The sequence below is a fragment of the Oribacterium sp. oral taxon 078 str. F0262 genome (assembly GCF_000160135.1).
Taxonomy (GTDB): Bacteria; Bacillota; Clostridia; order Lachnospirales; family Lachnospiraceae; genus Oribacterium.
The window spans coordinates 55799-75838 of record NZ_GG729936.1 but is presented as its reverse complement, the minus strand read 5'-3'; the positions used below and the strand labels follow the sequence as shown (position 1 = coordinate 75838).

The window sequence follows — 20040 nt, the reverse complement described above, 5'->3', positions numbered from 1 at the left end:
TAGCTGGGAAAAGGAAACAAGGAGAAGCTAGCATCCTTTTCGGAGGGAAGCAAGTACGCACATTTTGGTTAGCAGCTGTCAAAAGCTTGTCCCGGGCGGAGCATTCCGACAGTTGCCTTTGAGGAAGGGAAAAGAAATGGCAGTGTCGCTCTCTGCAGAAGATTCCTGTCCGATGGAGCTCGGTCTCAGGGTTTTATCCGGAAGGTGGAGACTTCGGATCGCGTGGCAGCTTTGGAGAAGCGGTCCGCTCCGCTTTAACGAGATGCAAAGAAGAGTCGGGGAGATCAGTGCGAGGACACTCAGCAGGGAGCTTCGGGATCTGGAGGAGCTCGGAATTATCCGAAGAAATGTCTGGCCCGGAAAGCCTCCCGCGGTGGAATATTTCCTGACGGATCAGGGAAGGGGGATTTCCGCCGTCTTTTCCGCGCTTTGCGATTTCGGAAGGAGCCTTCAGAGCGCAGCAGGGGAAGAAGCTTCCGGGGAGGGAGTGGAGCTCTCAACGATTCCCATGGGCTCGGAGAGGGGGACTTCTCCGCAGCCTTCCGGGGATGAGAAACGGAGAGATGGTGAGAAAGAGCGAATTGCAGAGGGAGATTGAGGCATATCTTTCGAAGGGGCGCTATCCCTTCCACATGCCGGGGCATAAGAGGACGGCGCTCTTTGATAACGGCCTTCCCTATGCTGTGGATCTGACGGAGCTTCCGGAGACGGATGATCTGCACGACGCCTCGGGGATGCTTCTCAGGGCGATGCGCCGGAGCGCAGAGCTCTACGGAGCGGGGCGGACCTGGTATCTCGTAAATGGGAGCAGCTGCGGAAATCTCGCGGGGATCTTCGCGATGACAAGGCCGGGGGATGAGGTGGTCGCGGCGAGAAACTGCCACCGCTCCGTCTATCATGCCGCACAGCTTCGGAACCTGAAGGTGCATTGGCTCCTTCCGGACTGGGAGGAGGAGTTCGGGATCTTCGGGAGCGTCCGGGCGGAGGAGGCGGAGCGTCTTCTCCGGCGCTATCCGAAAAGCAGGGCTTTCATCCTGACAAGTCCAAGCTATGAGGGCATCGTCTCGGATATCGAGTCGATCGCCGCACTTTGCCACGAGAGGGGAGTTCCTCTCTATGTGGATGAAGCACACGGGGCGCATTTTGGGCTGGAGAGGGAAGGAAAGAGCTTTTTTCCGCGTTCCGCGATCCAGCTCGGCGCGGATCTTTGCGTGCAAAGCGTCCATAAGACGCTCCCAAGCCTCACACAGACCGCCTGGCTGCACTGGAAGAGCAAACTTGTATCGGAAAGGGAGGTCGGGAGGCGCCTTGCGGTCTTCGAGAGCTCCTCTCCCTCCTATCCGCTGCTCTTCTCTCTGGACAGCTGCACGGAGCTTCTTCTCTCCCGGGGAGAGGAGCTTTTTTCCCACTGGGGAAGCTGCCTCGCCGCCTTCGAGAGGGAGCTCGCCGGGCTTCAAAATTTTTCTATTTTGAAGGGAAGGAGAGGGGGGCACTTTTTTGACCGGGACCCGGGAAAGCTTTTACTGCACTGCAAAGAGCGGGGGATGAGCGGTGCGGTGCTTTCGGAAGCGCTCCGGGAGCGCTTTTCGATCGAGACGGAGATGAGCCTTGGGAGAAACTGCCTTGCGATGACGAGTCCGCTCGATCCGGAGGAGGCCTATCGGCGTCTTTCCGATGCGATGAAGACACTGGATCGGGAGCTCTCTCTCCGCGAGAGGAACATAGCTCCTCCTTTTTTGAAAGGGAGGGAGAGTGTCTTCTATGGGAGCGCTTTTCCCATCCCGGAGTCTGCGCTTTCTCTCGGGGAAGCTGCGGAGAGAGCGCACAGACTCATTCCGATCGGGAGCTCCCTGGGAGAGATCTCCGGGGAATATCTCTATGCATACCCGCCGGGGATCCCCGTCCTCGCCCCGGGGGAGCGAATCACGGAGGAGCTTCTCCGGTGGATCCTTCGGGAGGCGGAGACAGGGGATAGGCTCCGCTTTTCGGAATCCGGAGAGGAGAGCGGAGAGATCTTTGTCTGTCAATAAAAGCCATTGACAGCATTTTTTTTCCATGCTATCATATCCAAGTTCGCAGAAGTGGCGGAATGGCAGACGCGCACGGTTCAGGTCCGTGTGAGCTAACACTCGTGTGGGTTCAACTCCCATCTTCTGCATTTTGAGTTTTTGAAAACTCAGAAGCGCTGATGTAGCACAGTCGGTAGTGCGTCGCATTGGTAGTGCGGAGGTCACGGGTCCGATTCCCGTCATCAGCTTTGCTTGGCAGCTCCCTGGTTTTAGGACCTCGGAGCTGTCTTCTGTTTTCATGAATTATTATAAGAAGCTTATGAGGAATTAAGAAAAAAATAAGGGACAAAAACTGGCTTGATTCGAGTATGATAGATTAAGATAGGAAAATATTTTCTGAGAGGAGGGAAACGAAGATGGAATATCCACGGATTGATGTGAAAGCGACCGGACGGAACATTGCAAAGCTTCGAAGGGAGAGGGGAATCCGGGTGCGCGATATCGCCGATTTTATGGGATTCCTGGAGCCTCAGGCGGTCTACCGCTGGCAGCAGGGGAGGACGCTTCCGAGCCTTGAGAATCTCTATGCCCTGAGTCTCCTTCTTTCGGTTCCAATGGAGGAAATTCTCGTCCGAAGCAGCGGCAGGGCGAAGGGATTGGAGGGCGGGGGAATGGCTGCCTAAACAAATGCATATATTGACAGAACTATGTATAATAGCGGATAATATTCAAAGTCGGCGGGAGAAATCAGAATAATGCGCCAAAAGCCCGAGGCAGCGCGGTGGATTCTCTCAATCGCGGTTCCGAAGCAGAGGATTGTCAGGGACCGCTGAAAGCCGCGGGCCTTCCCCGACGGAGATCGGGGATTAAAAGGAAGGAATCAGGAGTTAAGTAGATGGAAAATTACAGGAAACCGGAGTTGGAGGTCATTGAGCTTTCTGAAGACAAAAGATTTGGAAGATTTTCGTGTGCGCCCCTGGTAAAGGGTGAGGCGACCGTGCTTGGCAACTCTCTTCGGAGAATCCTGCTCTCCTCCATGCCCGGCGCGGCAATCAGTGAGGTGAAGGTAGAGAGTGTCTATCACGAGTTTTCTTCTATCGCGGGAGTGAAGGAGGATGTCTCGGAGATCATCATGAACCTGAAGAAGCTGGCCGTGCGGAATACCTCGTCCAGTGATGAGGCGGTGATGGCCTATATCGACTACGCCGGAGAGGGCGTTATCCGGGCAGCGGATATCCGGGTGAGCTCGGAGATTGAGATCGTCAATCCGGAGCAGGTCATCGCGACGCTCTCCGGGAAGGATGCGAAGCTCTACATGGAGATGAAGATCACAAAGGGGAGAGGCTATGACGGCGCGAATACGCGGGACCACAGCGAGCTTCCGATCGGAGTCATCGCAGTGGATGCGGTCTATACGCCGGTCACAAAGGTCAATGTCTCCGTAAAGGATCTTGGCCGAAGCGAGAGGCTGGTCCTCGATGTCATGACGAACGGGACGCTGGCGCCGGACGATGCGGTTTCTCTCGCGGCGAAGATCATGCAGACGCATCTGCAGCTTTTCATCGACATGGACAATACGGTGAAGGAGCCGTTTCTGCCGGGGAATACAGCGGTCGAGGATGTCCAGGACGAGATGAACAAGAGCATCGATGAGCTTGAACTCAGTGTGCGCTCCTATAACTGCTTAAAGCGGGCCGGCATCAACACGGTAGAGGATCTCTGTGAGAAGACGATGGACGACCTTATGAAGGTGCGGAATATGGGCAGGAAATCACTGGATGAGATTCTGAATAAGCTGGAGAGCATGGGACTCAGTCTTGCGTCTAAGGTGGAGTAAAAGCGGCGAGGGGAATCCTGGATTCCTCCCGCTTTCTTATTCGGGAGGAGGGGATGGAGAGACCGAAGGAGAGCTGGAGCGAGCAGCAGAAGAGGGATTACATCCAAAATGCGGAGGACAACCTTCTCATCATCGCGGGGCCGGGCATCGGGAAGACGACGCTTCTTTCCCGGAGGATTCTTTCGCAGATCAAGGCGGGAGAGAAGCTCTCCTCCTTCCTTCTCCTCGCCTTCACGAGGGAGGCCGTCCGGGAGTTTCGAAGGAAGATCCGAAAGCATCTCTACCGGGAGCTGAACGGAGAATCCAGGGGCAATGCCCTCCTGCAAAAAAGCAGGCAGAAGCTCTCCGAGATCAGGATTCAGACGATCTACTCGTTCTGCCGCTGGGTGCTGGAGACCTATACCGAGGAGGATATTCCGGCCCGCCGTGAGCTCCCCGGCCGGGTCCTGGAGCTTCTCCGCGAAAGACCGGAGCTCATGGAAAGACTTCGGAGACGGTTTCGGAAGATTTATGCGGATGAGCTACAGGATCTGGACCGCGTGCAGCAGAGGCTTCTCCTTACGCTGGCCTCTGACCGGAGAGGAAGACTTCGGAAAAATTCGCTTTTTATGGTCGGGGACCCGAGACAGATGATCTTTCAGTCGGGTGAGGGGGGACTCAGCGCCTTTTGGGAGATGAGGAAGCGGATGGAGAGGCAGAGGAATGCCAGCGTGATCGTGCTCCTGGACAACTATCGGGCAAACGGAGAGATCGTCTCCTGGGTCAATGAGAATTTCCGGGAGAAAATGAAGGATCACCTGGAGATGCACTCTTGCCAGATCCCGGGGGGAAGGAGCTTTTCTTTGACCGGGATCTACCGCTATCCGGGATCTCCGCCCTCTGAGAAGGAGGGAAGGAAGCGGGAAGAGGAGCTCTCCGAAGCCGCTCTCTTAAAGGAGCTCATGGAACACCTCGACAAAAAGTATCCGGCCCTCCGGGAGAAGGATTATCTCGTGCTCTGTCCGGACCGGAGCCGAACTCAGCTTTTCCGGAGAGCTCTTTCGTCCTGTGAGAGGACGGGGATCCCCGTACTGGAGGCCCGCTGCTCAAAGGGCTTAAATGCCAATGTCGTGATCGTGACCGGCGAAGGAAAAATCCGCGGGGAGAGGGAACGGGCCTTCCCGGGAGGAGGAAAAGAGCGGAAGAGAGCAGAGGGAGAGGCCGATGAGAAAGGGAGCAGAGAGGATAAGCTCACAAGGCTGGAATATGTCGCGGCCACGCGGGCGAAGCATGCGCTTATCTTTTTGCTCGGACCCGGGAAGCGGGTCTGGTTTCCCTGCTCTTCCTACAGGATCGAAGAGCTCGGAAGTCCTTAGGCAGAGGAGGCTTCTCACATCCTTTCCAGCTCCAGAAACTTGAAAACATGGTAGGCCATGCTGATCGGCATCGGGAGCAGGAGATCGATGAAGGCTTCTGTGATAATCTCCGAGCGGAGCCGCTTTTTAAGACTGGGGGACAGGACTGCTTCCTTCTTTTCGGGAGCATTCTTCTCTAAAAGATTCGTGAGGAAATCCAGACAGCGCGCGGAGCGGCGCAGCTCTTCCTCCTCCCCGCGGAGAAGGAGAGAGAGAATCTCTTCCCTTCCTCCGGAAAAGGAGATCAGGATGCCTCCGGTCTGCCGAAAGAAGGAGACAGAGCGCACGGAGGGCAGCTTTTGAAGCCGGAAGCGAAGCAGTGCTTCCTCGGACTCTCCGAGGGGAGCATAACGGAGACGAAGGCGGAGAGAACGCTCCGTCTCATGCATGATGCGGTAATTCATCAGGAACTCCTTTTCACTATGGTTCTCTATTGCAGATTTCTACTACAGTTTTTTACTACAGTTCTCTACTATAGTTCACTGCTATGGACGTTGACTGAGAAATCGATTATACTGCATAAGTCTCCGTCAAGCAGTCAAATGCGAGGCAAGCTTGCTTGCAGGAGCATTTGACTATTTGACGGGACAACAGGTATGAGCATGAAGCGCTGCTGCTTTTTGCAGCGTGGAATGCGAATACCTGTCAGCGGTATAGGAGCTGCGGCAGCAGCGAATACCGCGTAAGACTTATGCTCATTGTTTCGCCCTGCGATGGCATTTAACAATCTGGCGGGACGGCATCGGCATAGAGCTATAGAGCCGCCGCCCTTTCTGCCGTTCGTCTGCCCGACACAGGACGTTCTCACTCCGACTGCCGCAGCCAGCGGCGCATAAGCGATTTTAAAAGACCAAATCGCTAAACGCCGGGGCGGCAGACGGCCTGTGTGCGGACAGACAAAGCGGCTGGGCGGCAGGTCCGGAATGCGAATACCGCATAAGACTTATGCTCACTGTTCCGCCCTGCAATGGCATTTGACAATCTGGCGGGACGACATCGGCATAGAGCTATCAAGCTGCCGCCCTTTCTGCCGTTTGTCCGCCCGACACAGAACAAAGCGGCCGGGCGGAATGAAATGCAGATGTCTGCCGGCACCGCATGAGGAGAGTATAGCACGGGCAGGGCGGAAGCGGTAGGGTACTTTCTTCCGGAGGAGGGCTCGGCCTTCCCCTCGCTTTGAAAGGGAACTTTATGAGAAAAGAGGAGAGAAGATTTGCGGACGGCGTGCTCAGCACGCTTTGCTATATCGAGCGGGACGGAAGCTATCTGATGCTCCACCGGGTGCGGAAGAAGGAGGATGTCAACGCGGGAAAATGGATCGGCGTGGGCGGGCACTTCGAGAAGGACGAGAGTCCGGAGGAATGCCTGCTCCGGGAGGTCCGGGAGGAGACCGGATACTGTCTGGATCAGTATCGGCTCCGCGGCATCGTGACCTTTCTCTCCGGGGACGGCGTCACGGAATATATGTTTTTATACACGGCTTCCCTTTTTCACGGAGAGCTGACAGACTGTGAGGAAGGCGTGCTGGAATGGGTGCCGATCGAAAAGCTTTCGGAGCTTCCGCTCTGGGAGGGAGACAGGATCTTTCTGCGGCTTCTCTCAGAGGAGCATCCCTTTTTCTCCCTGAAGCTTCGCTACGATGGGAGAGGAGGGCTGAAGGAGGCCGCGCTGGACGGAAAGCGAATCCCGATCGGAGATGCGGAAAGCTTGCGCTGATATGCGGATGCGCTGCTGCTTCCGGCCTGCGTTTATACGGATATTATTGAAAATTTCTCATGTACTGTTGCTTGCGGCGGGAGAAAGCTCGACTTTTTCGGTATAAAAATGGCGCCGGAACTTCCGGCCCGGAGATTCATTTTGGAAAACAGGAGGGGCATGACGGAAATCAGAGAGAGGGAGGAGCGCGGGATCCCCGTGCTCCGCGCGAGAGAGATCAAGAAGGAATATCGTCTGGGAGAACTTACGCTCACGGCACTTCGGGGCGTTTCCCTCTCAGTCTACGGCAGGGAGCTCATCGTTATTCTGGGTCCCTCCGGCTCCGGAAAGAGCACGATGATGAATATTCTCGGGGGGACGGAGACCGCGAGCTCCGGTGAGGTCTACTACCGGGAGAAGGCGCTCGACTGGTCGGACCAGGATGCTCTGACCCTTTACCGGAGGAAGCATGTCGGCTTTGTCTTTCAGTTTTATAATCTTCTTCCGGGTCTTACAGCGCTTGAGAATATTCAGCTTGCCGGGGAACTCTCCGAGCATCCGATCGGGGCGGAGGAGCTCCTCAAAGAGGTCGGGCTCTCGGACCGGTCCTCCCATTTTCCGAATCGTCTCTCCGGCGGAGAGCAGCAGCGGATCGCGATCGCGAGGGCGCTTTGCAAGAATCCGGATATTCTGCTCTGCGATGAGCCGACAGGGGCGCTGGATTCCAAGACCGGCATCCAGGTTCTCCGCCTGATCTATGACTTTTCGAGAAGCTATCAAAAGCCGGTTGTACTGATCACGCACAATGCGAATATTGCGAAGATGGCGGATCGGGTCATTTACTTTAAGGACGGGTTGATCGAGCGGGAGGAGGGGAATGCCTCTCCGCTCCCGCCGGAAGAGATTGAGTGGTAGGCGATGAGAAGTTTTCGAAAAAATGTATTTCGGCTCGCTCTGAAAAACCGCTCCTCCCTGCTCGGCGCGCTCCTCATCATTGCGCTCGGGATTTTCGTGCTGGTCTCCTTTTTCGATGTCTTTCAGAATCTGGAGGATCAGATCTCGGATTACTATCGGGACAGCTGCTTCGGCGAGGTCTTTGCCACTGTCACCGGGATCGGAGAGGCGGAGCTTATGGGGCTGGAGGACATCCCCGGCATAGCGGAGGCCTCCGGCAGGATCGCGGGGGATTTCCGCTTGATTTCCGATCTCTCGGAGAAGGAGGGAAAGATCGTCTCTGTTCACCTCCTCTCTTATGACAGGGAGGACAGGGAGAATCTCCCGGAGTTCTCGGCGGGAGCCCCGGAGGAGGGGGAGATCCTCCTCGGAGAGAGGATGGAGGACAGCTATCATTACTCTCGGGGGACGGAGCTCCGCCTCCTTGTCGAGGGGAAAAGTCACAGCTACAGCTACCGCGGGAGCTTCCGGCAGCCGGACTACATTTATTCGGTTCCGCCCAGCGGCTCCATGGTCCCGGACGGCTCCAGCTATGATATCGCGATGATCGAAAAGTCGGATATGCAGAAGCTCCTGGGGACAGAGAATCTGACGGAGCTTTCCTTCCGCCTGGAGCCGGGGATAGATTTTCAGGATATCCGCCATGAGCTCGAGGAGAGACTCGCTCCCTACGGGCTTCAGAGCATCCTCGAGAGGAAAGATCAAAGCAGCAACAACAGGGTACAGGAGGAGTTAGAGGAGCTCGAGGGCACGGGCACGCTGATCCCCCTTATCTTTCTTATGATCTCTGTTTTTATGCTCTATATCGTCCTTCGAAAGATGCTGGAGCGGGAGCGCATGCTGATCGGAGGGATGAAGGCTCTGGGATTAAGCGATCGGGAGCTGATCTCGTCCTATCTTTTCCTGGGACTCGGGATCGGCTTTTTCGGCGCCCTGCTGGGGAGCTTCTTTGCGGGCTTTTTCGGCCGCTACATCTTTTCGATCTACTGCCAGTATTTCAACCTCCCGGAGCCAAAATACCGGGACATCCTCTCCTCCAGAATCTTTTCCCTGCTTCTTGCCTCCGGGGCGGCGGTGCTCGCGGTCTTTTTCGGCGTAAAGGAGATCCTCCGCATCAGTCCCGCCGCGGCGATGCGCCAGCAGAGCGGGGGGAAGCAGAGGGTATTCCGTATGGCAGGTCTGGAACGCATGCTTCCGACACTTTTCGACCGCCTGGCTGCCCGTTCCATGCTGCGAAATCCCTTCCGCTCTTCCCTCATCGTGCTGGCGGTCGCCTTTTCCTTCTCGCTCTCTTCTGCGCTTTTTTCCTTTCCGGAGGTGCTGAAGCACATGCTGGACACGGAGTTTGTGGGGACGGAGAGCTATGATATTCAGATGGAGCTATGGGACTACCAGAGTCCGGAGAGAGTGGCGGGAGCGGGGGAGGAGCTTTCCGACGCCAGGGTCTCAGAGGCCATATCTCAGCTTCCGGCCGTCTTCTACAAGGGCTCCCGGAAGGAGTACAGCATCGTCACGGGTTTAAATCCGGGCTCTTCTCTTCGCCGCATCCTCGATCGCTCGGGGAGACATCTCTCTCCCCCGAAAAACGGCGTGATATTGAGTGAAAGTCTGGCGAAAAAGCTGCATGCATCCGCCGGAGAGCGGGTGGAGCTGGAACTTTCCGGTGTCCGCGGCGGAAGGAGGAAAGTCCTCGTGACAGAGGTCGTATCGGAGGAATTCGGAAGCGGAGCCTATCTCGCGCTCTCAGCCTTTCCGGATGTGCTCGGGATAGACGGCATGGCAAATAAGCTCCTCCTGAAGGCGGCCCCCGGGGAGAGGGAAAGGCTGAGAGAGAGCGTCAGAGGAGCGAAGAGACTCCGCTGGGTCGCGGACATGCAGGAGGTCCGGGAGAGCTACGAGAGAATGCTTAAGAGCACTTCCATCATGATGAATGCCTTTGCCTTCATGTCCTTTCTCGCGGCGGGAATCCTCATCTATCAGATCAGCATGATCAATATCCGGGAGAGGAGGCTTGAGCTTGTGACGCTTCGCCTCATGGGATCCAGCAGAGGGGAGCTTGGGAGGATGCTTTTCATCGAGCAGCTTCTCCTCCTTCTCCTGGGCCTTATCCTGGGGCTTCCCGGAAATTATATGCTCCGGAGGCTTCTCGAGCTCAGCATGCAGTCGAGCTCCTACTCCATCAGCTTTCACTTTTACCTCATGCCGAGTCTGAGCTCCGCCTTCTTCTGCCTCCTGATCAGTCTCTATTCCTGGCGAAGCTCTGTTCGCCTGATCCTGAAAACCGCGCTCACAGAAGCTCTGAAAGAGAGGGAATGATATGCTGAAAAAAAACAGAAAATGGCTTTTTCTCCTGCCGCTTCTCCTGCTCCTTGTCCTCGTCATCTTCTTCCGCACACTGCCGAAGGAGGTGGAAACAGTCCGGGCGGAGAGAAGGGATGTGGAGGATTACATCACGGAGGACGGGACGCTCTCCTTCGGAGACAGTTATTCCGTGATCTCGGAGCTCTCCGCCCCGGTCAAGGCAGTGCTTGTCTCCGAGGGACAGGAGGTCTCTCCCGGAACGGAGCTTTTTCAGCTGGACGAAACGGATTATATCTACCAAAGGGATCAGCAGAGAGCGGAGCTTTCGTCCCTCGAGGCACAGCTCCAAAAGGCGGAGCTGGATCCTCTCATGACGGCCTCCCCGGAGGAGTACATCGGGAATCTGAAATCCCAGCTGGAATCCGCGGACGCGGCGCTCTCGGCTTTGGAGAAGGACTACCGGGCGGCGGAGAGCCTTTTTCAGAGCGGCGATATCTCCGAAGCGGACCGGGAGAAGGCCAGGGCCGCCTATGAGAAGGCAAAGAGCGATGCGGAGACGGCGAGGGCGCGCTATGAGAGGAGCAGTCAGTCCCTCCGGGAGCTCGAAAAGCAGGGAATCAGCGGGAAAAAGCTGAATGAGCAGTTCTACGGCGCGGACCGGGCGGCGCTCCAGTCCAAGATTGACGCCTTGAACGCGGCCCTTTCTCAGCTCGATGAGAAGATCGGGAAGGCCAGTGTCCGGGCGAACCGCGCGGGGATCATCACCGCCCTTCCCATCCGGGATCTCTCGGTGATCTCCGCGGGACAGGAGGCGGTGCGGATCAAGGGAAGCGGGGAAGCGTATGTCAGTGCGAAGGTCCTCTCCTCCGTCGCCCCCCTCCTTCAGATCGGAGATCCGGTCGATGTGAAGCTGAAGCTCAGGGGGAGCGAGGAGCACTTCGAGGGAGAAATCGCGGAGATCCGGGGCTATGCGGAGAAGGGCGTGTCCGCTCTCGGAAGCGATGAGTACCGTGTGGAGCTGAGGGTCTCTCTAAAGGACAGCTCCGCGCTCTCCGGGAGGGACGGCTACGGCCTCACGCTTCGCCTTCGAAGCTACGAGGGAAAGAATGTCTTAACGATCCCCGCGGAGGCGGTATTCGAGGAAAATGAGAAGCACTTTGCCTATGTCCTTCAGTCCGGAAGAGCGCAGAAAAGGGAGCTGAGCCTCTCCTATGAGGCGGGAGGAAATGCCGTCATTGAGAGCGGCATCGAGGAGGGCGAGGAGCTGATCCGGGATGCCGGAGCAAAGGGCATCCGGGACGGTGTGAGGCTTCGGGGGAAGCAGAAGAGCCAGGGAGAAAAAGAGAAAGGGAAAGGAACGGAGAAATGACGGTAAAAAGGGATTCCTTTGGGAGACTTCCGGATGGAAGGGAGGTCTTCCGCTATCTTCTTCGAAACGGGAGGGGCACAGAGGCGTCCTTTCTGGACTATGGCGCGATCTGGCACGGCATGAGAGTTCGGGACCGGGAGGGAGAATTTCGCGACATCCTCCTCGGAGTCGGAGGAGCGGAGCATCTTCCCGAAAACCCGGGGCATATGGGGGAGATTATCGGCCGGAATGCAAACCGGGTCGGAGGAGCGGGCTTTTCCCTGAACGGGATTCAGTATTCCCTCGGGCGGAACGCCGGGGGAGACTTCAACCTTCACTCCGGCCCGGATTACTACGGGCGGAGGTTCTGGAGGGCGGAGCTTCCCCGGGAGGAAAATTCCGTCTGCTTTTCCCTCCATTCCCCGGACGGCGACCAGGGCTATCCCGCGTCCCTGGAGCTCTCCGTCTCTTATACGCTCTCTGAGGACGATCTTCTGTCCATCCGTTATCTCGGGATCTCAGACCGGGATACGGTGCTCAATCCGACAAACCACGCCTATTTTAATCTGAATGGAGAGGGGAGCGGCAGTATCGGAGGGCAGTATGTGCAGATCTTTGCGGACTGCTATACGCCGACCGACTCTTCCTCCATCCCCACCGGGGAGATCGCGCCATTGGACGGGACAGCGCTGGACTTTCGGGAGGAAAGACGGATATCAGAGCGGATTGAGGCGGATTTCCCGCCTCTTCGCATATCCGGGGGCTATGATCAGAACTTTTGCTTAAGGGGCAGCGGGAGGGAGGAGAGACTCGCCGCCCGGGCCCGTTCGGAGGAATCCGGGATCGGCTTGGAGCTTCGCACTGACCTTCCGGGCCTTCAGTTCTACAGCGCAAACTCCATGGACGCGAAAGGAATCGGAAAGGGCGGGAAGGACTACGGCAGAAGATCGGGCTTTTGCTTTGAGACGCAGTATTATCCGGACAGCGTGAACCAAAGGAGTTTCCTAAGTCCCATTCTGCGGGGAGGAGAGCGCTGGGAGAGTGTCAGCAGCTACCGCTTTACGCTGGAGAGGAGAAAATGAAGGAGCTTTTTATCACAGAAAAGCCCTCCGTCGCGAGGCAGTTCGCGGAGGCTCTGGAGCTTAAGCCAAAGGGCTCCGGGCGGGACGGCTATCTGGAGACGGAAAACTATATCCTGACCTGGTGCGTGGGGCATCTGGTCACGATGTCCTATCCCGAAAAATACGATGAGAAGCTCCGGCAGTGGCGCTTTGACAGTCTTCCCTTCATCCCGAAGGAATTCAAGTATGAGGTGATCGGGAGCGTGCGGAAGCAGTTTGAGATCGTCTCCTCCCTCCTAAAGAGGGAGGATGTCAAACGGATTTATGTCTGTACGGACTCCGGGAGAGAGGGAGAGTATATCTACCGCCTGGTGGAGAGGGAGGCCGGCGTCAAGGACAAGGAGAGGAGAAGGGTCTGGATCGACTCTCAGACGAAGGCGGAGATCCTGAGGGGGATACGGGAGGCCCGCCCGGAATCGGACTATGACTGTCTCTCCGCCGCTGCCTTTTCCCGGGCGAAGGAGGATTATCTTATGGGGATCAACTTCTCCCGCGTCTTAACCCTCCGCTACGGAAAGGAGATCTCCAGGAGGCTCGGGCGGAAGAAGAATACGGTGGTATCCGCCGGGAGGGTCATGAGCTGCGTGCTGGGCATGCTCGTGAGGAGGGAGGAGGAGATCCGGAGCTTTCAAAAGACCATCTTTTATAAGCTTCTCGGGGACTTTGGGACAGAGGCAGAGGGAGGAGAGATTCTGAAGGCGGAGTTTCGGGGCCGGGAGGACTCGGAGCGCTATCGGATGACGGAGCTCTATAAGGGGAGCGGTTTTCTCCGAAAGGAACGCGCGGAGGAGTTCGCGGCCTCCTTTTCCCCCCTTCCGAGAGAGGCGGTCCTTCGCTCTGTCGAAAAAAAGAAGGAGACGAAGAATCCCCCCTTCCTCTATAATCTCGCGGAGCTTCAGAATGACTGCGCGCGCATCCTGAAGATCGATCCCGACGGGACGCTCTCCGCGGTGCAGGAGCTCTACGAGAAGAGGCTCACGACCTATCCCAGGACCGATGCGAGAGTGCTCTCCTCCGCGGTCGCGCGGGAGATAGAAAAGAATCTGAGGGGGCTTCTCTCCTATCCGCCCTGCAAAAAGTATGCGGAGGAGATCCTCGCGGGGAATCAGTATCAAAGGATCGAAAAGAGCCGCTATACGGATGATAAAAAGATCAGTGATCATTATGCCCTCATCCCCACAGGGCAGGGTCTCAGGGAGCTTTCGGCCCTTTCTCCCATCAGCCGGAGGATCTATGATCTTATCGTCAGGAGATTTCTCTCGATCTTCTATCCGCCCGCAATTTACGACAGGCTTTCCCTTCGGATCGAATGTGCCGGGGAGAGCTTCTATGCAAATTCCCGCTCGCTCCGGGAGCCCGGCTATCTCAGGATCCTCGGGGACGGAGAGGAGAAGGAGAGAGAGGGGAAGGAGAGCGGAGAGGGGAAGGCTTTTGGAGAGGAGCTTCGAAAGGGGCAAAAGCTCGTCCTTCGGAGCCTTACGCTGAAGGAGGGAGAGACCTCGCCCCCAAAGCGCTACAGCTCCGGGAGCATGATCCTTGCGATGGAGAACGCGGGGAATCTGATTGAGGATGAGGAGCTCCGGGCGCAGATCCGGGGATCCGGCATCGGGACCTCGGCCACCCGGGCGGCGATCCTCACAAAGCTCGAGAGGATCGGATATCTTAAGCTTCAGAAAAAGACGCAGCTTCTCTTTCCGACAGAGCTCGGGGAGCTTGTCACAGCGGCGCTTCGGGCCTCGATCCGGCAGCTTCTGAATCCCGAGCTCACGGCATCCTGGGAGAAGGGACTCTCCTATGTGGCGGAGGGGAAGATCACGGAGGAGGAGTATATGGCGAAGCTCGACCGCTTCGTCCGGTCGAAGACAAATGCGGTAAAGGCAATGCGCCTTTAAAGCGGAAAGAGGGAGGAAAGCAAAGTGAAGAAGGATGACCTTCGGATTGAAAAAATGTTCGAGCTCCGCTATACTCAGGCGGCGGAGCTTTTTGAGGGGAAGCGCTATCCCTGGGAGGCGCTTCCGGAGCTCTCCGCCTTTATCGAGAGGATAGGCAGGGAGCTCCCTCCCTCGGAGTATGAGGAGCGAAGCCCGACCGTCTGGATTCACCGGAGCGCAAGAGTCTATGATTCTGCCTTTCTTTCGGACCACATCCTGATCGGCCCGGAGACCGAGGTTCGGCACTGCGCCTTCTTAAGGGGAAGCGTCCTCGTCGGGAGAGGCTGTGTGATCGGGAACAGCTGTGAGCTGAAAAATTCGATCCTTTTTGACTCTGTGCAGGTTCCGCATTACAATTATATCGGCGACTCGATCTTGGGTTATCGCTCCCATATGGGAGCTGCCTCTCTGACCTCCAATGTAAAATCGGACAGAAGACCGGTCTTTGTGCATGCGGAGGACGGGGAGATTGAGACAGGACTCAAGAAGCTCGGGGCCATACTCTCGGACTTTGTGGAGGTGGGCTGCGGCTCTGTCCTGAACCCGGGCTGCTGCATCGGAAAGAATACGAACATCTATCCTCTGAGCTCCGTGCGAGGGACAGTGGATGCCGACTCCATCTATAAGCGTGAGGGAGAGATCGCGCGGAAAAGAACAGGAGAGAAAGGACATAGGGAGATATGAACAATCGGGTAGTTGCGGGAGCGGCGGCGGCAGCGGCAGTGGTGCTCGGCGGCGCACTGATTTTTATGAGGATGACGAGAAAGACGGATACGGACGCGATGAAGAGCATCCACAGCAGTCCGGCCGCGGTGCAGACCGTGCAGCCGGGAGACGAATCAGACAGGGAAGAGAGGGCGGAGAGCAGCAGCAGCGCGCCGGAGAGGGCAGAGGGAATCGCCGCGGAAAAGAGCAGGGCAGAGCAGGGAGGCTATGAGCTTTCGATGCAGACGGAGAGCCTCTCCGACGGGGTGAAGCTGCAGTATCCCGTCCTCTCCGGCATGGAGGACAGCGCGCAGCAGGATAAGGTCAACGCACTTTTAAAAAGTCATGTGGACAGCTTTGTGAAGGCCTATCCGATCGATGCGACAAAGGACAAGCTGGAGCTTTCCTGCAGGCAGAACACACTGGACCGGAGCCGTCTCGGCGTGATCTACAGCGGGCTCTTAAACGGAAAGACGAAAATCTTTTTTGCGGATACCGTAGATTTAAAGACGGGAGAGTCCGTTCACCTAAAGGACTTCCTCCAGCCGGAGACCGCTGCGGAATATGTGCTGGGAAAGGATCTGCTTTTCGAAGAGAAGAATGCGTCGGAGAGCGGAGAGATCCTGAACTACCTGCATTCCAAGGACCGCTCCTACTACATTTCGCTTTTTTCGAAGCAGGCCTTTTCGGGGGATCCGAAGACGGAGAGCTTCTTCTATACGATGAAGGGGAACATCATTTTCTCCGTCCCGCTGCCGGAGAAGCTCGGCGGCTATGTACTGATCCGCTTTGAGCCGGAGACGAAGTAGAGGGGATTTCCGCGGATGTGAAAATCCGAGGAGCGGAAGAGGAGAAGGAGCTTGGAAGAGGAGGCGTTTTTTAAATGGATGGCTTTCCTGAAAATGTATATGTGCTGGATCATCCTCTGATCACGCATAAGATTTCGATTCTGCGGGATAAAAGGACGGGTACCAATGAATTCCGCCAGCTGGTCGAGGAGATCGCGATGCTGATGGGCTTCGTCGCGCTCTCCGATCTTCCGATGAAGAGCGTGGAGGTGGAGACGCCGATCGAGAAGACGGAAACAAAGGTGATCGCCGGAAGGAAGCTCGCGGTGGTTCCGATCCTCAGGGCAGGGCTCGGCATGGTGTCCGGGCTCACGGCCCTGGTGCCCTCGGCGAAAATCGGGCATATCGGCCTCTACCGGGATGAGAAGACGCATAAGCCCGTGGAGTATTTCTGTAAGCTCCCGAATCCCATAGAGGAGAGGACCATTGTGGTCTGCGATCCGATGCTTGCGACCGGAGGCTCCGGGATCGACGCGATCACACAGATCAAGAGGCACGGCGGCCGGAAGATCAAGTTCGTGTGCATCATCGCGGCGCCGGAGGGGATCAAGGCGCTCTCTCTGGCTCATCCCGACGTCCAGATCTATGTGGGAAATCTGGACCGCTGTCTCAATGAAAATGCCTATATCTGCCCGGGACTCGGGGATGCGGGGGACCGGATCTTCGGCACAAAGTAGGCAAAATGGGAAGAAAAAAGAGAGCGGTCATTACTCCGATCGCTCTCCATGCCGCCAGCCGGACTTGAACCGGCACGGTTTCCCGCTTGATTTTGAGTCAAGTGCGTCTGCCATTCCGCCATGGCGGCCCGCTGAAAACAGCGGAATTAAATTAGCATACTTTGGGATATTTTGCAAGTACTCCGGGAGGCGATGGGATGAACTGTCTCGAGGCGAGAAAGTGCATGTATGATTATCTGAACAGGGATCTGGATGAGCGCACGCTGCGGGATTTTCTCTCCCATCTTGAGGACTGCCCGGAGTGTATGGAGGAGCTTAAGATCACGCATATGGTGTACACCGGCGTGGAAAAGCTGGAGAATGAGGACGATGATCTGAATCTGGACCGGGCCTTTCGGAAGAGTCTGGAGCAGTCCCGTTTCCATCTGATCCGCCTGTCCATGCTCACGACAGGGCGCTACGCGGCGGATACCGCGGTCTTTTGGAGCCTTGTTCTGGCATTGCTTCTCCTGGGGAGGATCCTTTTGCAAAAACACGGCATTGAGCTCCGATATCCTGTATTATCCTGCCTCTTTTTTTTCGTTTAGAGCCTGGAGGTTCCATGTCAGAGAACAGACTTTTATTGATCGATGGGCACAGTATCCTGTCCCGCGCATTCTACGGCATCCCGGAGCTCACAAACTCCGAGGGGAAGCATACGAATGCCGTATACGGCTTTTTGAATATCCTTTTGAAGGAGCTGGAGCTGGAGGAGGCGGATCACCTCGCGGTGGCCTTCGATCTGCCCGCGCCGACCTTTCGCCATAAGCTCTTTCCGGAATATAAGGGCACGAGGAAGGCGATGCCGGAGGAGCTCAGGGAGCAGGTGCCGCTGATGCAGGAGCTGCTCTCGAGCATGCATATCCCGATTCTGAAAAAGGAGGGATATGAGGCGGATGATATCCTGGGTACGATCGCAAAGCGCATGCAGAAGGAGGGGAAAGAAGTCGTCATCGTGTCCGGCGACAGGGATCTCCTCCAGCTCGCGGATACCCGCATCAAGATCAGTCTGCCGAAGACGAGCCGCGGACAGACGGAGATACTGAGCTATTTCCCGGAGGATGTCAGGGCAGAGTGGAAGGTGAGTCCGGAGGAGTTCATCGATCTGAAGGCGCTGATGGGGGACAGCTCGGACAATATCCCCGGTGTGCCGGGCATGGGGCCGAAGACGGCGGAGTGGATCATACAGCATTATCATACGATAGAGAATGCGAAGGAGCACGCGCTGGAGGAGGATTTCAAGGTCCCGAGGAAGCCCCGGGCGGGGCAGGAGCTTCTCGAGCACTGGGACTCCGCCAGACTCTCAAAGACTCTCGCGACGATCTTTTTGGAGGTTCCGATCGACTTTGACTTCCGGGATGCCCGGGTGGAGAATCTCTTTAACGAGGAATCCCTTGCGATGGTCAGAAGACTGGAGTTTAAATCCCTCGTGAAGCGCTTTGACGAGGGACTGCTCTCAAAGGGGGAGGGAGAGGGGACGCTCTCCCTTCCGGAATGCCGGGATGTGACGGATCCCTACCTCTTCGGGATCGTCTTTTCGGATGCGGAGAATGCCGCCTCAGCCGGCTTTTTCCTAGCGAGAGAGGAGGATGAGGAGGTCCTCTACTTTGCCCTCTCGAAGGACCGGCTCTACCGCTTTCACGGCTTCCCCTTCGGGGAGAAGCTGAATGCGCTTTCCGAAAAGACCCTGCTCTATACCCTGTCCTTAAAGGAGCAGCTCTCCCGGACCGAAATATCCGAGAAGGGGAACTGGCAGGACCTGTCCCTTGCGGCCTATCTCCTGAATCCCTTAAAGGACAGCTATGACTATGATGACCTATCGAGGGATTATCTCGGGCTCCTCCTCCCCTCTGAGAAGGAGCTCGGGGATTCGGAGAGGCCGGGAAAGTACCGCGCCTTCCTCTCCCTTCTCAGCGGGAAGAAGCTTCTCTCCCGGCTCGATAAGAAGGAGAGGGAGCTCTACCGTGAGATCGAGCTCCCCCTGGTCTTCACCCTGCACGAGATGGAGGAGAGCGGGATTCTCGTCGACCGGGAGGCCCTCCTCTCCTATGGTGCGGAGCTCCGGGAGAAGATCGGGGAGATCCGGGAGAGAATCTACCGGGAGGCGGGGGAGGAGTTTAATCTGAATTCCCCGCAGCAGCTCGGGCAGATCCTCTTTGAAAAGCTGGGGCTCCCCGGGGGGAGGAAGACGAAGACGGGATATTCCACAGCGGCGGATGTCCTGGAGAAGCTCTCCGAGGAGAACCAGCTTGCATCGGATATCCTGGAGTACCGCACCTACAGCAAGCTGAATTCCACCTATGCAGAGGGGCTTCTCTCCTGGATCCGGGAGGACGGGCGTATCCACGGGCACTTCAATCAGATGGTGACTGCGACCGGACGGATCTCCTCGACGGATCCGAATCTTCAGAACATCCCGATCCGGACGGAGATGGGGCGGCGCTTCCGGAGAGTCTTCATCCCGAAGGAGGGCTCGATCTTCATCGATGCCGACTATTCCCAGGTGGAGCTTCGCATCCTCGCGGCACTGAGCGGGGATGAAAAGCTGATCCGCGCCTATCAGAATGCGGACGATATCCATGCGGTGACGGCCTCCGAGGTCTTCCATGTTCCGCTCTCCGAGGTTACGCCGCAGCTTCGGCGAAACGCGAAGGCCGTGAATTTCGGGATCGTCTACGGGATCTCCGCCTTCGGGCTCTCCGAGGGTCTGAGCATCTCCAGGCAGGAGGCGAAGGAGTATATCGAGAGATATTTTGAGACCTATCCCGGCGTGAAGAAATTCCTGGACGGGGAGGTGGAGCTTGCGAGGAAGCAGGGCTATGTCCGGACGATCTTCGGCAGGAAGCGCCCCGTGCCGGATATCAGTTCCTCGAATTTTGCGAGGAGGAGCTTCGGGGAGAGAGTTGCGATGAATTCGCCGATCCAGGGGAGCGCGGCGGATATCATGAAGAAGGCGATGAACGAGGTTTCCCGCGCCTTAAAGGCGGGAGCCTTCCGGGCCCGCATTGTGCTGCAGGTCCACGATGAGCTTTTATTGGAGACGCCCGAGAAGGAGGCGGATCAGGTGGAGGAGCTCCTCATCCTTTCGATGCAAAACGCCGCAAAGCTCCGGGTTCCGCTGATTGCGGACGCAAAGCGCGGAAGGAACTGGGAAGAAGCGCACTGAGAGAGCGGGGAGGTC

At 56.9% G+C, this 20040-nt stretch carries 17 protein-coding genes and 3 tRNA genes; 18 read left to right on the top strand and 2 right to left on the bottom strand.

Going from position 1 to position 20040, the window contains the following annotated elements; genetic code table 11:
- Nucleotides 1-136 precede the first annotated feature (136 nt).
- From GCWU000341_RS10440 to GCWU000341_RS10410, 7 genes are all read left to right on the top strand, one after another.
- Nucleotides 137-598: a winged helix-turn-helix transcriptional regulator gene (locus tag GCWU000341_RS10440; RefSeq protein ID WP_081443194.1), complete on the top strand. Its 462-nt coding sequence runs from the start codon at nucleotides 137-139 to the stop codon at nucleotides 596-598.
- Nucleotides 564-2030 (top strand): aminotransferase class I/II-fold pyridoxal phosphate-dependent enzyme, encoded by a 1467-nt coding sequence (locus GCWU000341_RS10435; RefSeq protein WP_009215964.1) that lies wholly within the window; start codon nucleotides 564-566, stop codon nucleotides 2028-2030. The genes GCWU000341_RS10440 and GCWU000341_RS10435 overlap by 35 nt, the downstream gene beginning before the upstream one ends.
- Before the next feature lie 45 nt (nucleotides 2031-2075).
- Nucleotides 2076-2158 (top strand) — tRNA-Leu (locus GCWU000341_RS10430).
- 26 nt (nucleotides 2159-2184) lie between these two features.
- Nucleotides 2185-2257: transfer RNA gene (locus GCWU000341_RS10425), tRNA-Thr, on the top strand.
- A gap of 168 nt (nucleotides 2258-2425) precedes the next feature.
- The gene (locus GCWU000341_RS10420) at nucleotides 2426-2692 is read left to right on the top strand and encodes a helix-turn-helix domain-containing protein (protein ID WP_009215963.1); all 267 of its coding nucleotides are present in this window, start codon (nucleotides 2426-2428) and stop codon (nucleotides 2690-2692) included.
- 212 nt (nucleotides 2693-2904) lie between these two features.
- On the top strand, nucleotides 2905-3846 hold the full coding sequence (locus tag GCWU000341_RS10415) for a DNA-directed RNA polymerase subunit alpha (RefSeq protein WP_009215962.1): 942 nt from the start codon (nucleotides 2905-2907) through the stop codon (nucleotides 3844-3846).
- A 53-nt stretch (nucleotides 3847-3899) separates the two neighbouring features.
- Nucleotides 3900-5201, top strand: coding sequence for a UvrD-helicase domain-containing protein (locus tag GCWU000341_RS10410; RefSeq protein WP_009215961.1), 1302 nt, complete (start codon nucleotides 3900-3902; stop codon nucleotides 5199-5201).
- Nucleotides 5202-5215: 14 nt separating this feature from the next.
- Here the strand turns inward: GCWU000341_RS10410 and GCWU000341_RS10405 are convergent, their stop codons facing one another.
- Nucleotides 5216-5644: a hypothetical protein gene (locus tag GCWU000341_RS10405; RefSeq protein ID WP_009215960.1), complete on the bottom strand. Its 429-nt coding sequence runs from the start codon at nucleotides 5642-5644 to the stop codon at nucleotides 5216-5218.
- A gap of 787 nt (nucleotides 5645-6431) precedes the next feature.
- Here GCWU000341_RS10405 and GCWU000341_RS10400 point away from each other — a divergent pair.
- The 9 genes from GCWU000341_RS10400 (at nucleotide 6432) to upp (ending at nucleotide 16820) form a co-directional block, all read left to right on the top strand.
- Complete coding sequence (locus GCWU000341_RS10400; RefSeq protein ID WP_009215957.1) at nucleotides 6432-6956, top strand: NUDIX hydrolase; 525 nt, start codon at nucleotides 6432-6434, stop codon at nucleotides 6954-6956.
- A 159-nt stretch (nucleotides 6957-7115) separates the two neighbouring features.
- Complete coding sequence (locus tag GCWU000341_RS10395) at nucleotides 7116-7850, top strand: ABC transporter ATP-binding protein (protein ID WP_155812835.1); 735 nt, start codon at nucleotides 7116-7118, stop codon at nucleotides 7848-7850.
- Between the two features lie 3 nt (nucleotides 7851-7853).
- Nucleotides 7854-10205, top strand: coding sequence for an ABC transporter permease (locus GCWU000341_RS10390; protein ID WP_009215954.1), 2352 nt, complete (start codon nucleotides 7854-7856; stop codon nucleotides 10203-10205).
- Nucleotide 10206: 1 nt separating this feature from the next.
- Complete coding sequence (locus GCWU000341_RS10385) at nucleotides 10207-11559, top strand: HlyD family secretion protein (RefSeq protein WP_009215953.1); 1353 nt, start codon at nucleotides 10207-10209, stop codon at nucleotides 11557-11559.
- Complete coding sequence (locus GCWU000341_RS10380; RefSeq protein WP_009215952.1) at nucleotides 11556-12620, top strand: aldose epimerase family protein; 1065 nt, start codon at nucleotides 11556-11558, stop codon at nucleotides 12618-12620. Before GCWU000341_RS10385 ends, GCWU000341_RS10380 begins: the two co-directional genes overlap by 4 nt.
- Nucleotides 12617-14551 (top strand): DNA topoisomerase, encoded by a 1935-nt coding sequence (locus tag GCWU000341_RS10375; RefSeq protein WP_009215951.1) that lies wholly within the window; start codon nucleotides 12617-12619, stop codon nucleotides 14549-14551. Before GCWU000341_RS10380 ends, GCWU000341_RS10375 begins: the two co-directional genes overlap by 4 nt.
- A gap of 24 nt (nucleotides 14552-14575) precedes the next feature.
- Nucleotides 14576-15274: a UDP-N-acetylglucosamine pyrophosphorylase gene (locus GCWU000341_RS10370; RefSeq protein WP_009215950.1), complete on the top strand. Its 699-nt coding sequence runs from the start codon at nucleotides 14576-14578 to the stop codon at nucleotides 15272-15274.
- Nucleotides 15271-16104, top strand: coding sequence for a hypothetical protein (locus GCWU000341_RS10365; protein ID WP_009215949.1), 834 nt, complete (start codon nucleotides 15271-15273; stop codon nucleotides 16102-16104). The genes GCWU000341_RS10370 and GCWU000341_RS10365 overlap by 4 nt, the downstream gene beginning before the upstream one ends.
- 74 nt (nucleotides 16105-16178) lie before the next feature.
- Nucleotides 16179-16820 (top strand): uracil phosphoribosyltransferase, encoded by a 642-nt coding sequence (gene upp, locus GCWU000341_RS10360; protein ID WP_009215948.1) that lies wholly within the window; start codon nucleotides 16179-16181, stop codon nucleotides 16818-16820.
- Nucleotides 16821-16869: 49 nt separating this feature from the next.
- On the opposite strand, the gene GCWU000341_RS10355 is transcribed toward upp, so the two are convergent.
- Nucleotides 16870-16948, bottom strand: a tRNA-Leu gene (locus GCWU000341_RS10355).
- 69 nt (nucleotides 16949-17017) lie between these two features.
- On the opposite strand from GCWU000341_RS10355, the gene GCWU000341_RS10350 reads away from it, so the two are divergent.
- Both GCWU000341_RS10350 and polA read left to right on the top strand, forming a co-directional pair.
- A complete protein-coding gene (locus GCWU000341_RS10350) occupies nucleotides 17018-17407 on the top strand; it encodes an anti-sigma factor family protein (RefSeq protein WP_009215947.1) in 390 nt (129 codons plus the stop codon).
- Nucleotides 17408-17421: 14 nt separating this feature from the next.
- Complete coding sequence (gene polA, locus GCWU000341_RS10345; RefSeq protein WP_009215946.1) at nucleotides 17422-20025, top strand: DNA polymerase I; 2604 nt, start codon at nucleotides 17422-17424, stop codon at nucleotides 20023-20025.
- The last annotated feature ends 15 nt before the right edge of the window (nucleotides 20026-20040 follow it).

Coding starts and splice junctions, on each gene's coding strand:
- GCWU000341_RS10375 (WP_009215951.1), top strand. CDS start 12,617: ATGAAGGAGCTTTTTATCACAGAAAAGCCCTCCGTCGCGAGGCAGTTC.
- GCWU000341_RS10365 (WP_009215949.1), top strand. CDS start 15,271: ATGAACAATCGGGTAGTTGCGGGAGCGGCGGCGGCAGCGGCAGTGGTG.
- GCWU000341_RS10385 (WP_009215953.1), top strand. CDS start 10,207: ATGCTGAAAAAAAACAGAAAATGGCTTTTTCTCCTGCCGCTTCTCCTG.
- GCWU000341_RS10410 (WP_009215961.1), top strand. CDS start 3,900: ATGGAGAGACCGAAGGAGAGCTGGAGCGAGCAGCAGAAGAGGGATTAC.
- GCWU000341_RS10440 (WP_081443194.1), top strand. CDS start 137: ATGGCAGTGTCGCTCTCTGCAGAAGATTCCTGTCCGATGGAGCTCGGT.
- GCWU000341_RS10395 (WP_155812835.1), top strand. CDS start 7,116: ATGACGGAAATCAGAGAGAGGGAGGAGCGCGGGATCCCCGTGCTCCGC.
- GCWU000341_RS10415 (WP_009215962.1), top strand. CDS start 2,905: ATGGAAAATTACAGGAAACCGGAGTTGGAGGTCATTGAGCTTTCTGAA.
- GCWU000341_RS10350 (WP_009215947.1), top strand. CDS start 17,018: ATGAACTGTCTCGAGGCGAGAAAGTGCATGTATGATTATCTGAACAGG.
- GCWU000341_RS10390 (WP_009215954.1), top strand. CDS start 7,854: ATGAGAAGTTTTCGAAAAAATGTATTTCGGCTCGCTCTGAAAAACCGC.
- GCWU000341_RS10435 (WP_009215964.1), top strand. CDS start 564: ATGGTGAGAAAGAGCGAATTGCAGAGGGAGATTGAGGCATATCTTTCG.
- GCWU000341_RS10405 (WP_009215960.1), bottom strand. CDS start 5,644: ATGAATTACCGCATCATGCATGAGACGGAGCGTTCTCTCCGCCTTCGT.
- polA (WP_009215946.1), top strand. CDS start 17,422: ATGTCAGAGAACAGACTTTTATTGATCGATGGGCACAGTATCCTGTCC.
- GCWU000341_RS10420 (WP_009215963.1), top strand. CDS start 2,426: ATGGAATATCCACGGATTGATGTGAAAGCGACCGGACGGAACATTGCA.
- GCWU000341_RS10400 (WP_009215957.1), top strand. CDS start 6,432: ATGAGAAAAGAGGAGAGAAGATTTGCGGACGGCGTGCTCAGCACGCTT.
- upp (WP_009215948.1), top strand. CDS start 16,179: ATGGATGGCTTTCCTGAAAATGTATATGTGCTGGATCATCCTCTGATC.
- GCWU000341_RS10380 (WP_009215952.1), top strand. CDS start 11,556: ATGACGGTAAAAAGGGATTCCTTTGGGAGACTTCCGGATGGAAGGGAG.